This is a genomic window from Streptomyces alboniger, from assembly GCF_008704395.1.
GTDB lineage: Bacteria > Actinomycetota > Actinomycetes > Streptomycetales > Streptomycetaceae > Streptomyces > Streptomyces alboniger.
Genome location: NZ_CP023695.1, coordinates 6,538,745 through 6,550,467, shown reverse-complemented (window position 1 = coordinate 6,550,467; position 11,723 = coordinate 6,538,745). Strand labels below are relative to the sequence as shown.

Below are 11,723 nucleotides of genomic sequence, written 5' to 3'. Positions count from 1 at the left end.
AGGACGACAGGCGTATCGAGGCGGGGAATGGTCGGGCGGTGTCAGACCCTTCGGAGCGTCAAGGGCGCTTCGGTCTTGAAACCGTCCTTGGAGACTCCGCCCTTGATTTTGACGACATGCCCGTGGGAGTTGCAGGACGGGAGACCCGCGAAAGTCCCTTCCATGGTGTTCAGGGCGATCGCAGGGCTCTTGTCGACCTCGGCGACGAAGTAATTGGCGCCCGTGGACTGGACCTTGCCGGTCTTGCTGTTGACCGAGGTGGCGTGCACCGCGTTGCTTTCGAGGAACTCCACGGTGACGTGGTGGGTGGCCTTGTTCCCGGTGGGCTTGAAGCTTCCGGTGAAGGTGCCGCTGTAGTGCTCGAGTCGGCTTCCGCAGGTGGCGGAGGTGGAACTGGCGTGGGCCGGGACGGTGAGCAGGCTGGCTGCCGCCAGAACCGTCACGGACAGTGCGGAGACACGACGTACTACGGACATGAATTCCCCTTCTGCGAACACTGGGACTGCACACACTTGGAGTGGGGAAACCGTTTGGATTTCCCGGCGTGATAGTGGCTCACCCAGCGGGTTCGTCGTGGCGGACGCGCCGGACCGGTCCGCCCTGGGGGCGCCAATCGAGCGACTTCGCGCCGGGGCGAATGGGCGGTAGGAGAAAGAGCGTCGGTGTTCTGCTTCTCTGAATCGTCAGGCGGGCACCCGCCACCCTCTCCGGACAGAAAGCAGGAACGCACATGCAGGCGCTCATGAGCACGCAGGCCCTCGACCCGACACTGGATCTGGACATCGAGGTCCTGGAGCCCCTCGACGCCCACGTCGCACCGCTCGACGGACCCGGCGAGCTGGCGTGGAAGCAGGGCTGGGACGGGGTGGGACACACCGGGCAGGCCGTCCACGAAGGCGTGAAGGGGAACTGGGGTGATGCGTGGAACCACGGGGCCCAGGCGGTCAAGAACTTCGGCTCGGCCGCCTACAACACCCAGCGGTGGTGGAACGGCGCCCATTGAGACGCCCCCACCGGCAACTCCCTCCCCTCCTCCGGCGCGCGCCGCCTCGCCCGGCGTTACTCGCCCTCGCGCAACGTCGTTTCACGAGGCGGCCCGTGCCGGGCCCGACGGGCATCACTCGCCCTGCTCCCCACAGAGACCTGACCTGATGACTACCTCGGCTGTCTCGCCTGCCCCGCCCGTGCAAACGCCATCCCGGCCCGCTCTGCGACCCGGCGTCGAGTTCACCACTCACGGCGAGAGAACCGTGGTGAGTCTGCCGGAAGGGTTGTATCTCCGCATGGGCCGGGACGCGATCGGGCTCCTGCGAGACCTGGACGGCACCCGCTCCCGCGACGAGGTCACCCGCGCCTGGTCGGCCCGGATCGGGGCGCGGAAGGCCGCTGAACTACTCCAGCACTTCACGCGCCTCGGCCTGCTCGAAACCGACGGCCCCGCAGCCGCCGAAAAGCGACTCACGCGGCCCAACCCGGTCACCATCCAACTCACGCTCTACCGGCCGCACAGACTGACCCGCGCGCTGGCCGCGGTGGGCACCCTCGCCGGTAGCCGGATCACGCGGCTGCTGTACGCGCTGCTCCTGGTCGTCGGCGTCTGTCTGGCCGCCACCCATTTCCCGGACATGGCCCGGTCGCTGCTCGACCCCTCACCCGGCATGTGGTGGCACATCCTGCTCGCCATGATCGTGGTGAACGTCTGCCACGAGTTCGGCCACGCCACCGCGGTCGCCGCACTCGGCGGCCACCCGCGCCGCATGGGCGTGGCCCTCCTGTACTACGTCTGCCCCGCGTTCTTCTGCGACGTCTCCTCCAGCTGGCGCCTGCCCCGCAGGGCCCGCTCCGTCGTCGCCCTGGCCGGCGTCATGGTCAACGCCGGCGTGGCCTCGCTCGCCGCTCTCCTCGCGGCTGCCGACCTGGCCGGGCCAGCCGAGTTCTGGTGGCGGCTGGTGCTGGCCAACCTCTTCACGGTCGCCATCAACCTGATTCCGTTCCTCAGACTCGACGGCTATCTGCTCCTGTTGGCCTTCGTCGACGAGCCCTTCGTGCGGCCGCGCGCCATGGCCGACGCCCGCTCGTGGCTGAGTCAGCACCTGTGGCGCCAGAGCCCGCAGCCTCGCCAGTTCACCCGCGGGTGGAGCATCCCGTACGGCCTGCTGGCCATGGTCTTCCCCGCCCTGCTCATCACCTTCATGCTGCTCGTCCTGGCACCGCTGCTGTTCGGCTTCGGCTGGCCCGGTGCCGCGATCTGGACACTCGCCACCCTGCTCGCCCTGGCCCGCCTGGCCGACGGGATCCTCCGCGTGGCCAGGCCCGGCGTTTCCGCGGTGCCGGATCACGCACACAGGCCGTGAAGGCGGTCGTGACATGATCGGTCATCCGAATAACGTCTAACCATCGGTCAAACAATTGATACCTATAGTTTCGCGGGGGCGAGCGATCCTGTGGGCCACGGCGTGTGTGGTGACCCTCGGATTCCTCATCGCGCTGGAGATCGCCGCGCGACGCTACGGCGGCGTACCGGGGCCGATCACCAACCAGGCGCGAGAGGTCATATTTCCCCCCAAACCGGGGCCTCTGTACGGCGGCCTGGCGTTGATGATGGTGGTGCTCACCTGGCGGCAGCGGTTCATCGCGGCCGGTGCCGCGATCGGTGTCGACGTCGTCTTCGTATCGGTGCGGTGGGCGGTCGGCGCCGAGGTGCCCGAGGACCACTTCATCGGCAACGGCGCGTTGTGGGCGATGCTGGGCTGTGCGGCTTTCGCGATCACGCGTCGTACGGGCAAGGAACGCCTCCTGCTGCTGAAGGGCGTCGGTCTGGGGCTGCTCCTCGTGGCCGGCCGCAAGACCGGTGACACCTGGCTGCTCATCACGTCGAAGACCCGCCCCACCGTGCTCGATCCGTATGTGGCCACCGCCGATCACGCACTGGGCGACCCGTCGTGGCTGGCAGGCCGCATACTCAGGGCTTCCGGCCCGGTCAGCACGTACGTTCTCGACCTGGTGTACGCACAGCTCGCGGTGGCGGCGATCGTCGTCGCCCTGTACCAACTGCGCAACGTGGCGGCCGAGGGCCGCTTTCCCCGCCACCACCTGGTGCGCACCTTCCTGCTGATCGGCCTCATCGGGCCCGGCATCTACATGATCTTCCCGGTGGTCGGACCGATCTTCGCCTACGGCCCCGGCACCTCCGGCACCGGCGGCGTGGAGTGGGCGGTGGCCGACCTGTGGCCGAACACACCGCCGCCGATCGGCGTCCCGCAACCGGTGCCGTACGACGGGATCACGCCCCGCAACTGCGTGCCCAGCCTGCACACGGCGTGGGCCACCGCGATCTTCATCCACTCCCGCAAGGGTCCGCGCCTGCTGCGGTTCGCGGGGGCGTTCTGGCTGGTCGCCACGCTCAGCGCGACGCTGGGCTTCGGCTACCACTACGGCGTGGACCTCATCGCCGGCGTGGTGTTCGCGCTCACCGTCGAGGCGGCGCTGCGCACGTTCGACCGCGGCTGGGACCGCTCGGGAATCCAGCTGGTCGCCTACGGCACGGCGGTCTTCACCGGGCTCCTGGTGTCGTACCGCTATCTGCCGCTGGACATGGCCGAGCATCCCGGGGTGTTCGGGCCGCTTCTCCTGCTGGCGATGGCCTCCGTGATCTACGGCTACATGCGGACCACCAGGCTGTGGGAGCCGAAGACCGCACCGGCGCTCCAGCCGGAGCCGCAACCCGAACCGGTGTGAGCCGTCGCGCGTGAGATCGCGCAAGGCGGGGCACTAGCATCCGTGCGCGCTTGTGATGACCGAACGAGAAGGCGATTTTCCGCGATGGCCGATGACGCATACCTGTTCCTTCTTCCCGACCGGCGCCCGCGGCTGGGGGCGGCCCTGGCCGCCCTCGGGGGCCTGGAGTGCACGGAGACGCCAGCCGTGCACGGCTGGCTGCAAGCCCACGACGTCTCCGTCTCCTCGGAGCAGGTCAGGATCCTGCCCGCCGAGGCAGAGGCGCTCATCCCCGAGGACGCCGAGCGCCTGCCCGTGCCGTTGAGCGAGGAGGAGGCGCTGCGGGTCCAGCAGGAGTGCGCGCCGCAGGCCGTCACGGACATGGAGAGCGAGCTGCTCGAATACCGGGATACGACCCAGGACTGGGAGGCGCTCGTGCACCGGGCCCTCACCGCGGGCATCCCCGCGCAGCGCATCGCCCAGCTGACGGGCATCGACCCGCAGGACATCGGCCGCCTGACGACCTGACGACCTACGCCTGACGACCTACGGGCGCGCTGGGACCGCGCCCGCCCGCGCCGGTCGGCGGCCGGGGGCTCACACGGTGAGGGGAACCGGGTGGACCTCGTCGGCCCGGTGTCCTGCGCGCTCGTGGATGCGCTGGACGGCGTCGGCCGAGGGTGCCTCGGAGAGGCAGTAGACCGTGCCGGACTCCGGGTCCGCCCAGGCCTTCTCGAAGTGGACGCCTTCTTCCTTCTCGATGGCGAGGTCGGCCTGGTGGGCCTCCTTCAACTGGTCGGCCGTGATGCCGTTCATCCCGTGGTGGACGTCCATGAACTTGGACATGGCGTCGCACCTCCTTCCGACAATGCGCGTACGCGCGTACGGGAGCTTCCGAAACTGCCAACTCCGCTCGCCAGCCCCGGCTCCACTCCTTCCAGCGTGCGCCTGTTCGACCCTGGGGGCGACCGGGCGTGGTGACCTCAGTGCCGGATCAGGCCGCCGACCGGGACGGGGGCGACGTGGCCGGTCGGCGGGGCGGTTCGGGCCAGGGCCAGACCGATGTCGAGCAGCGACGAGCGAACGAGGCGGGGGACGTCGGAGAGCGGGGTCCAGACCGACTCGGCGGTGTCGCCGTTGGGCTCCGGGCGGAGCCGGCCGCCGGTGGTGCGGACCTGGTAGAAGATGCCGACGTTCTGGAGCGCGGGCCTGCCGGGTGAGCGGCGCTCCGCCGCGGGGATGACTCGCGAGTCCACACCCAACAGGCGTTCCACCACGGCGTCCAAGCCGGTCTCCTCGGCGACCTCCCGGATCACCGTGTCGAACGGATCCTCCCCGTCCTCGACCCTGCCACCGGGCAGAGTCCAGACCCTCTCGCCGTCCGGCTTCACGGCATGGGCGAGCAGTACCCGCCCGCTCTCGACGGACACGGCGTACGCGGCCAGTCGCACATCCATACCCGGAGGCTAGCGCGCCTCCCACGCCGGGTGGCGCGGCGCCTCCGCGAGTACTCTGGATGGTGATCGCCATGCCTGAGCCGGCCGATGAGTCCGTGGACCACCGCGTCGGCCCGCGTCCTGGTTCGGCCGCGTGCCATCGGTTCGCGCGGCCCCACGCATCTGGAACCACACGCACCAAGTACCACCACTCAGCTGGAGGTGGGCGACATGACAACGTCCCCCAGGTCCCCGTCATCGATGGAGACGCATCCCGACATCATCGACATCCGCGCTCGTCATGAGATCGCCGAGCGCGCGGCGAGCACACCGAAAGTGCAAGCCGTCGAGACGATGGCCTTCCTCACCGGCCTCTTCCTGGCCTGCTCGCCCTGGATCGTGGGCTTCGACGGACTGACGAGGCTGACGGTCACCAACCTCGTCGTCGGCATCGCCTACGCCCTGCTGATGAGCGGCGGATTCGGCCGAGCGTACGAACGCACCCACAGCATGGCGTGGGCCGCTTGCGCGCTGGGGGCCTGGACGATCGTCGCCCCGTGGGTCGTGGCGGGTGACATGAGCACCACCAGGTCGGTGGTCTGCAACGTCATCACCGGCGCGGTGGCCCTGCTGCTGGGCGTGGCCGCCAGCGCGGCCGTCCGTGCGGAAGAGAGTTCGGCCGCCGGTCACGGCAAGGCGGCGGCCTACCGGGCGGGCCCTGGCTGAGCGAGAAGGAGCTGCGACAGCAGTAGCAGTGGGAGTAGGAGGAGTAGTAGGCGTCAGTGCGGGGCGCGGTCGGCCGAGTAGTGCTCGGTCGACCGCGTTTCCGTGCGGGAGCAGAGCCCTCAGCGGCTGACCACGTGCCTCTCGTTCGGCACGCAGTGCGTCATGGTCAGGCCGCTGACGTCGCGCGGCGGGTTCTCCCCCAGGTTGGCGAGCCGCTTGCGGTCCTCCTCGGTCAGGTCCTGACCGGCGAGGGGCTGGAGGCCCGCGACGTCCTTCGCGCCGATGCCGATCCCCTCGCCGACCTTGAGGCCCAGCTCGTTCTCCACGAGCAGGAAGTGCCAGACCATCCGCTCCTGGACCGCCCGGTCGCACTCGGAGAGCAGCTCGACGAAGTTGTGTACGAGGTCGTCGCGCTCCCACTGCTCCATCAGGCAGTACCGCTGGCCCGCCTGGAGATAGTCGTTCGTCCGCGGGATGCGCTTGCGCGTGAGCCTGCCGTGGATCTCCGGGCCCTGCTCGTCGTGCGTCGCGTACTGCGCCTCGCGCAGCCCGCCGGTGATGGACGGCTCGTAGTTGACGATGGGGTTCTCGCCGCCCCCGTCGACCTGATACGTCATCAGGCCGTCGCGCTGGTTGGTGCGCACACGGGCGTTCTTGGCCTGGTTGACCGGCAGCTGGAGGTAGTTGGGGCCGACGCGGTAGCGCTGGGTGTCGCTGTAGGAGAAGGTGCGGCCCACGAGCATCTTGTCGTCCGAGAAGTCGAGGCCGTCCACCAGCACACCGGTACCGAACGAGATCTGCTCGTTCTCCGCGAAGTAGTTCTCCGGCATCCGGTCGAGCACCATCCGGCCGACCGCCTTCGGCGGGAAGTCCTGCTCGGGCCAGGTCTTCGTGTCGTCGAGCGGGTCGAAGTCCAGCTCGGGGTGGTCGTGGTCCTCCATCACCTGGACGAGCAGTTCCCACTCCGGGTGATCACCGCGCGCGATCGCCTCGTACAGGTCCTTGGTGGCGTGCCCGAGCCCCTCGGCCTGGACGTTCGCCGCGTCCTCCTCGGTCATGCTGCGGACGCCCTGCTTGGGCATCCAGTGGTACTTCACCAGGAGGGACTCCCCCTGTTCGTTGACCCACTTGTACGTGTTGACGCCGAAGCCCTGCATGTGGCGGTAGTCCGACGGGATGCCGCGCGGGCTGAAGAGGTTGACCAGCATGTGCATGGACTCGGGGGTCTGCGACATGAAGTCGAAGATCCGACGCGGCTGCTGCTCGAAGGTCACGGGGTCCGGCTTGAGCGCGTGGATGACGTCGGGGAACTTGATCGCGTCCCGGATGAAGAACACCCCCAGGTTGTTGCCGACCAGGTCCCAGTTGCCGTCCTCGGTGTAGAACTTCACCGCGAAGCCCCGGGGGTCACGGGCCGCCTCGGAGGAGTCACGGCCGCCGATGACCGTCGAGAAGCGCACGGCGACGTCCGTACGCTTGCCGCGCTCCTGGAAGAGCCTGGCGCGGGTGAAGCGCCCGATGGGGTCGTCGCCCAGGGCGCCGTACGCCTCGAAGTAGCCGTACGCCGTCACCCCGCGCGCGTGGACGACCCGCTCGGGGATGCGCTCGCGGTCGAAGTGGCTGATCTTCTCGAGGAACTGGTAGTTCTCCAGCGTCGCCGGGCCACGGGCGCCGACGGTGCGCTGGTTCTGGTTGTCGTGGACCGGGTGACCCTGCCGGTTGGTGAGCGTCTCGCGGTTGTCGCCCGAGGCGGGGCCCTTGCTCGATACGTCCGTCACGTTCGTCGACTCCTTCGACCCGTGTGCGTTCCTTTTACTCCGTTTTCTCACGCTAAGGCCACCCCCGACAGTCAGGAAGCCTGAAGCCCGTATACGCCGTACGCCGTACGCCGTACGGAGAGGTGGAGCGCCCGCCCCTGCGGTATAAGGGAAATCCAACATCGCGCGCATTTGTGCGCCACGGTGCCGCACGGACAACTGGCCCGTGTCGAACCCGGCGGTCCGGGTACCGGTGCTGCCTGGGCAGCGATCGTCGGAGACCGCCGACCTGCACGACGACAGTGCAGCAGCCGGCGTCCGGAAACGGAGCAGCAGGTGACGCCGAACGCAGAAGAAACCACCCCCGACGGGTATGGAAGGAAGCCGGTCACCGAGCTGCGCACCGCGGCGGGGCCGGCCGGTGGGTCCCCGCACCACGAGCTGTGCGCGGAAGAGCTTCCGCCCGACCTGAACCAGGCCATCCTGGAGGCGACCAAGCAGGTCGCCGCCATTCTCAAGAGGCACGAGCACGATTTCGCCCTCGCCGGCAGCGTCGCCGTGTACGCGCACGGCGGGACCGGCAACCTCCAGCACGACGCCGACTTCTGCATCAGGCCCGAGGACGCCGAGGCGGTCGCGGCCACGCTGGAACAGGCCGGTCTGACGGTGTACGCGCCGCCCGAGGACTGGCTCCTCAAGGCGAAGTGCCTGGGCCAGGACATCGACCTCATCTTCGAACTGGCTCACCAGCCGGTCACCGCGGAACTGCTGGGACGGGCCGTGGAACTGCCGGTGGACTCGGTGCGCATGCCGGTCCTTGCGCCGACCGATCTGATGCGGGCCCTGCTCGCGGCTTTCTCCGAGCACCACTGCGACTTCGGAGCCGTACTGCCGATCGCGCGACAGCTGCGGGAAATGGTCGACTGGGAGGCCGTCCGCGGCGAGTGCGGGGACGCGCCGATGCCGGCCGCTTTCCTCTATCTGCTGGAACGCCTTGAAGTCATCGCACCGCGAGGAGGAGACCGGTGAACGACCCAGCCAATGTCGAATACCGAATCGCCCATTTGAAAGAGCGGCTCGCCGCGGAGGAGCTGGGCGAACTGGGCATCCGCGTGGAGAGCCGCGGGTCGTCCGTGGCGGTCGTCGGGACCGTCCCCACATCGCACTGCCGCGAGGAGTTGCTGCGTACCGTGAACGAGGCACTGGCCGGGCAGACGGTGCACTTCGATGTAGTGGTCGCCGGCTCGGCGGCCCCGGACCACCCGGAGGAAGTCGTATGATCCGCGTCGCGGCCGTGGGGGACATTCACATGGGGGCCGACAGCCAGGGGCTGCTCAGGCCCGCCTTCGAAACGCTTCCCGACTGCGCCGACCTGCTGCTTCTCGCCGGGGACCTCACCCGCCACGGCACCCCGGACGAGGCGCGGGTGGTCGCCCGTGAGGTGGCGGACCTGCCGGTTCCGGTCATCGCCGTGCTCGGCAATCACGACCATCACGACGAGCGGCCCGAGGAGGTCACCGCCGTCCTGCGCGCTGCGGGCGTACAGGTGCTCGAAGGGCAGGGCACGGTCGTCGAGATCGAAGGGGCGCGCGTGGGCGTCGCGGGGACCAAGGGGTTCGGCGGCGGGTTCGTGGGCCGCAGTGGGAGCGAGTTCGGGGAACCCCTGATGAAGGAGTTCATCCGGTACACCCGCCGCTGCGCGGAGGGCCTGCGGGCCTCGCTGCACGAGCTGGCCGAGCAGGGCTGTGACACGCGGGTGGCGCTGACGCACTTCGCACCGGTGCCGGACACGCTCGCGGGAGAACCGCTGGAGATCTATCCGTTCCTCGGCAGCTATCTGCTGGCCGAGGCGGTCGACGCGGCGGGCGCGGACCTGGCGGTGCACGGCCACGCGCACGCCGGTACCGAGCACGGGATGACCAGCGGCGGCGTACCCGTCCGCAACGTCGCCCAGCCCGTCATCCGCAAGGCGTTCAACGTCTACCACCTGCGAGGACACGGGCACGACGAAGCCGTGACGGCCGCCGCCTCCGCCGACCGTCACGCCTGAACGGCGAGGTCAGCTGCCGAGGCCGCCGCTGCCGAAGCTGCCGCCGTCGCCCTTCCTGTGGTCGGCCGGATCCTGCGAGGGGCTGGGGTGCGTGCTCGACTGGCCGTACCCCTCCTTCAGCTCGTGCGGCGTGAGCCGGTGGCCGTCCCTCGGCACCTCGTCCGGGTCCCGGTATTCGCGGATCTCCCTGACCGGGCCGCCTTCGGGCATCTTCGTCTGCTCGTCCGGACGCGGCGGTCTGGGCTCGCGCGCGCGAACCCGCTGCCCCCAGAAAAAGGCGCCGAGAAGAACCGCGACCACCACGACACCGGCGATCCACATCAGGAGGGCGGCGGTGTGCGAAATAGCAAGTTCCCACTCCATGGATTTCATATGAGTGTTGTACCCGCCCCACCCGAAAAATAGCTGGGGATTACTCCTGCCGATTCACGCATTCACCCACGGCAAATCACCACCGAATTCACCTGACCGCTGGTGGCACCCGGCAAGCGGAGGCCGCTATACACTCCATGTATACACAGCAGGTATAGTGCTCCCATGCCTCCTCCTCACACGCCTGCCGCTGCCTGCAAGACGAGACGGACCTCGAAGAGGTTGCCTCGCACCGCTGCCGTCCTCGCGGCCGGGGCGGCCCTCGCCCTCGCCCTGACCGGGTGCGCCGAACTCGACACCACCTCGCCCAGCACCGTCCGCGAGGCGGGTGCGGAGGCGAAGGCCGCGGACCGGGGGAAGTTCGGCACCGTCGACTGCCGCAAGGCCAAGTGCGTGGCGCTGACCTTCGACGCGGGGCCCAGCGAGAACACGCCCCGTCTGCTCAAGATCCTCAAGGACGAGAAGGTCCCCGCCACCTTCTTCACGCTGGGCAAGAACCACATAGAGAAGTACCCCGAGCTGGTGAAGCGGATGGACCGCGAGGGCCACGAGGTCGCCAGTCACACCTGGTCGCACAAGATCCTCACGAAGATCGAGCCCGACGAGGCGCGCCGCGAGCTGGAGCGCCCGAACGAGGCGATAGAGAAGCTCATCGGCAAGAAGCCGACACTGATGCGCCCGCCGCAGGGCCGCACCGACGACGACGTCAACAAGCTCTCCAAGGAGCTGGGCCTCTCGGAGGTCCTGTGGACCGTCACGGCCAAGGACTACACGACCAATGACTCCAAGCTGATCGAGAAGCGGGTCATCGACCAGACCAAGCGGGACGGCATCATCCTGCTGCACGACATCTACAAGGGCACCGTGCCCGCCGTGCCGGGCGTCATCTCCGAGCTGAAGAAGCGGGGCTACGTCTTCGTGACCGTCTCCCAGCTGCTCGCGCCGGGCAAGGCCGAGCCGGGCAAGGTCTACCGCTGAGCACGCGCCGCGCGCACCGGCTGGAACTAGGGCCTGTCCGGCGGATCAGGCCGTACTGGGGAGGCGGTCACCTTTCTGCGCAGGTGAGCGGGGTCTGGTGCGTCGAGATGCAAGGCGGAGGAGGGCGGCAACGCGGAGCGTTGTCAACCGACGACAACGCGGCAGATCGGCGTGCCAGACCCCGCGGCACGCGGCATGATCCGCCGGACAGGCCCTAGGCTCGGCGACGTGGTTCTCTTCCGGTTCGCCAGGGAAACGTCCTTGCCCGCCGCCGAGGCGTGGCACCGTCTGACCACGTGGGAACGGCACGGCGAGGCCGTTCCGCTCACCCGCGTCACGGTCCGCACTCCCCCGCCCACGCGCGTGGGCACGGTCTTCGTCGCCCGCAGTGCGCTCGGCCCCGTCGGCTTCGACGACCCGATGGAGGTCGTCGGCTGGCACCCGCCGGAGGCCGCCTCACCGGGCCGGTGCCGCCTGGAGAAGCGGGGGTCGTTCGTGACGGGCTGGGCGGAGTTCGAGGTGCGTCCCTCGTCCGTCGGCGGTGCCACGGTGCTCTGGCAGGAGGAGCTGACCGTGCGTCGGCTGCCGCGGCTGTTCGACCGGGTGCTGGCCTTCGCGGCCCGGCGGATGTTCGGCCGGGTGGTGGACCGGCTCACCGCGACCGCGCCGCCGAGTACGTAGGCCGGG

At 69.2% G+C, this 11,723-nt stretch carries 15 protein-coding genes; 10 read left to right on the top strand and 5 right to left on the bottom strand.

What is annotated here, in order from left to right:
• Positions 1–41 precede the first annotated feature (41 nt).
• Positions 42–476, bottom strand: coding sequence for a hypothetical protein (locus CP975_RS28810; RefSeq protein WP_055531508.1), 435 nt, complete (start codon positions 474–476; stop codon positions 42–44).
• 266 nt (positions 477–742) lie between these two features.
• Here CP975_RS28810 and CP975_RS28805 point away from each other — a divergent pair, with 266 nt between their 5' ends.
• The 4 genes from CP975_RS28805 to CP975_RS28790 all read left to right on the top strand — a co-directional run bounded on the left by CP975_RS28805 (position 743) and on the right by CP975_RS28790 (position 4,245).
• Positions 743–1,003 (top strand): hypothetical protein, encoded by a 261-nt coding sequence (locus tag CP975_RS28805; protein WP_150477517.1) that lies wholly within the window; start codon positions 743–745, stop codon positions 1,001–1,003.
• Positions 1,004–1,253: 250 nt separating this feature from the next.
• The gene (locus tag CP975_RS28800; protein ID WP_150477516.1) at positions 1,254–2,354 is read left to right on the top strand and encodes a hypothetical protein; all 1,101 of its coding nucleotides are present in this window, start codon (positions 1,254–1,256) and stop codon (positions 2,352–2,354) included.
• Between the two features lie 85 nt (positions 2,355–2,439).
• Positions 2,440–3,738, top strand: coding sequence for a phosphatase PAP2 family protein (locus tag CP975_RS28795; RefSeq protein ID WP_055531544.1), 1,299 nt, complete (start codon positions 2,440–2,442; stop codon positions 3,736–3,738).
• Positions 3,739–3,822: 84 nt separating this feature from the next.
• The gene (locus tag CP975_RS28790) at positions 3,823–4,245 is read left to right on the top strand and encodes a DUF6003 family protein (RefSeq protein ID WP_055531513.1); all 423 of its coding nucleotides are present in this window, start codon (positions 3,823–3,825) and stop codon (positions 4,243–4,245) included.
• 69 nt (positions 4,246–4,314) lie between these two features.
• Here CP975_RS28790 and CP975_RS28785 read toward each other — a convergent pair whose 3' ends face one another.
• Both CP975_RS28785 and CP975_RS28780 read right to left on the bottom strand, forming a co-directional pair.
• Entirely contained in the window at positions 4,315–4,563 is a 249-nt protein-coding gene (locus CP975_RS28785) for an SCO4226 family nickel-binding protein (RefSeq protein WP_030778038.1), read from the bottom strand.
• 137 nt (positions 4,564–4,700) lie between these two features.
• On the bottom strand, positions 4,701–5,174 hold the full coding sequence (locus CP975_RS28780) for an NUDIX hydrolase (RefSeq protein WP_055531515.1): 474 nt from the start codon (positions 5,172–5,174) through the stop codon (positions 4,701–4,703).
• 210 nt (positions 5,175–5,384) lie between these two features.
• On the opposite strand from CP975_RS28780, the gene CP975_RS28775 reads away from it, so the two are divergent.
• A complete protein-coding gene (locus CP975_RS28775; RefSeq protein ID WP_246201663.1) occupies positions 5,385–5,879 on the top strand; it encodes an SPW repeat protein in 495 nt (164 codons plus the stop codon).
• A 119-nt stretch (positions 5,880–5,998) separates the two neighbouring features.
• Here CP975_RS28775 and CP975_RS28770 read toward each other — a convergent pair whose 3' ends face one another.
• Entirely contained in the window at positions 5,999–7,657 is a 1,659-nt protein-coding gene (locus CP975_RS28770; protein ID WP_055531519.1) for a catalase, read from the bottom strand.
• Between the two features lie 315 nt (positions 7,658–7,972).
• Here CP975_RS28770 and CP975_RS28765 point away from each other — a divergent pair, with 315 nt between their 5' ends.
• The 3 genes from CP975_RS28765 to CP975_RS28755 are packed head-to-tail and all read left to right on the top strand — an operon-like array spanning position 7,973 to position 9,686.
• Entirely contained in the window at positions 7,973–8,665 is a 693-nt protein-coding gene (locus CP975_RS28765; RefSeq protein ID WP_055531521.1) for a nucleotidyltransferase family protein, read from the top strand.
• Positions 8,662–8,916 carry a hypothetical protein gene (locus CP975_RS28760; RefSeq protein WP_150477514.1) on the top strand — a complete coding sequence of 85 codons (255 nt, stop codon included), beginning with the start codon at positions 8,662–8,664 and terminating at the stop codon, positions 8,914–8,916. The genes CP975_RS28765 and CP975_RS28760 overlap by 4 nt, the downstream gene beginning before the upstream one ends.
• Positions 8,913–9,686: a metallophosphoesterase family protein gene (locus CP975_RS28755; protein ID WP_055531523.1), complete on the top strand. Its 774-nt coding sequence runs from the start codon at positions 8,913–8,915 to the stop codon at positions 9,684–9,686. Before CP975_RS28760 ends, CP975_RS28755 begins: the two co-directional genes overlap by 4 nt.
• Before the next feature lie 9 nt (positions 9,687–9,695).
• Here CP975_RS28755 and CP975_RS28750 read toward each other — a convergent pair whose 3' ends face one another.
• Entirely contained in the window at positions 9,696–10,058 is a 363-nt protein-coding gene (locus CP975_RS28750; protein ID WP_055531525.1) for a DUF6479 family protein, read from the bottom strand.
• 165 nt (positions 10,059–10,223) lie between these two features.
• Here CP975_RS28750 and CP975_RS28745 point away from each other — a divergent pair, with 165 nt between their 5' ends.
• Both CP975_RS28745 and CP975_RS28735 read left to right on the top strand, forming a co-directional pair.
• Positions 10,224–11,036 carry a polysaccharide deacetylase family protein gene (locus CP975_RS28745; RefSeq protein ID WP_150477513.1) on the top strand — a complete coding sequence of 271 codons (813 nt, stop codon included), beginning with the start codon at positions 10,224–10,226 and terminating at the stop codon, positions 11,034–11,036.
• Positions 11,037–11,264: 228 nt separating this feature from the next.
• Complete coding sequence (locus CP975_RS28735; RefSeq protein WP_055531530.1) at positions 11,265–11,717, top strand: hypothetical protein; 453 nt, start codon at positions 11,265–11,267, stop codon at positions 11,715–11,717.
• Positions 11,718–11,723: the final 6 nt, after the last annotated feature.

Coding starts and splice junctions, on each gene's coding strand:
- CP975_RS28810 (WP_055531508.1), bottom strand. CDS start 476: ATGTCCGTAGTACGTCGTGTCTCCGCACTGTCCGTGACGGTTCTGGCG.
- CP975_RS28805 (WP_150477517.1), top strand. CDS start 743: ATGAGCACGCAGGCCCTCGACCCGACACTGGATCTGGACATCGAGGTC.
- CP975_RS28790 (WP_055531513.1), top strand. CDS start 3,823: ATGGCCGATGACGCATACCTGTTCCTTCTTCCCGACCGGCGCCCGCGG.
- CP975_RS28785 (WP_030778038.1), bottom strand. CDS start 4,563: ATGTCCAAGTTCATGGACGTCCACCACGGGATGAACGGCATCACGGCC.
- CP975_RS28780 (WP_055531515.1), bottom strand. CDS start 5,174: ATGGATGTGCGACTGGCCGCGTACGCCGTGTCCGTCGAGAGCGGGCGG.
- CP975_RS28775 (WP_246201663.1), top strand. CDS start 5,385: ATGACAACGTCCCCCAGGTCCCCGTCATCGATGGAGACGCATCCCGAC.
- CP975_RS28755 (WP_055531523.1), top strand. CDS start 8,913: ATGATCCGCGTCGCGGCCGTGGGGGACATTCACATGGGGGCCGACAGC.
- CP975_RS28750 (WP_055531525.1), bottom strand. CDS start 10,058: ATGAAATCCATGGAGTGGGAACTTGCTATTTCGCACACCGCCGCCCTC.
- CP975_RS28745 (WP_150477513.1), top strand. CDS start 10,224: ATGCCTCCTCCTCACACGCCTGCCGCTGCCTGCAAGACGAGACGGACC.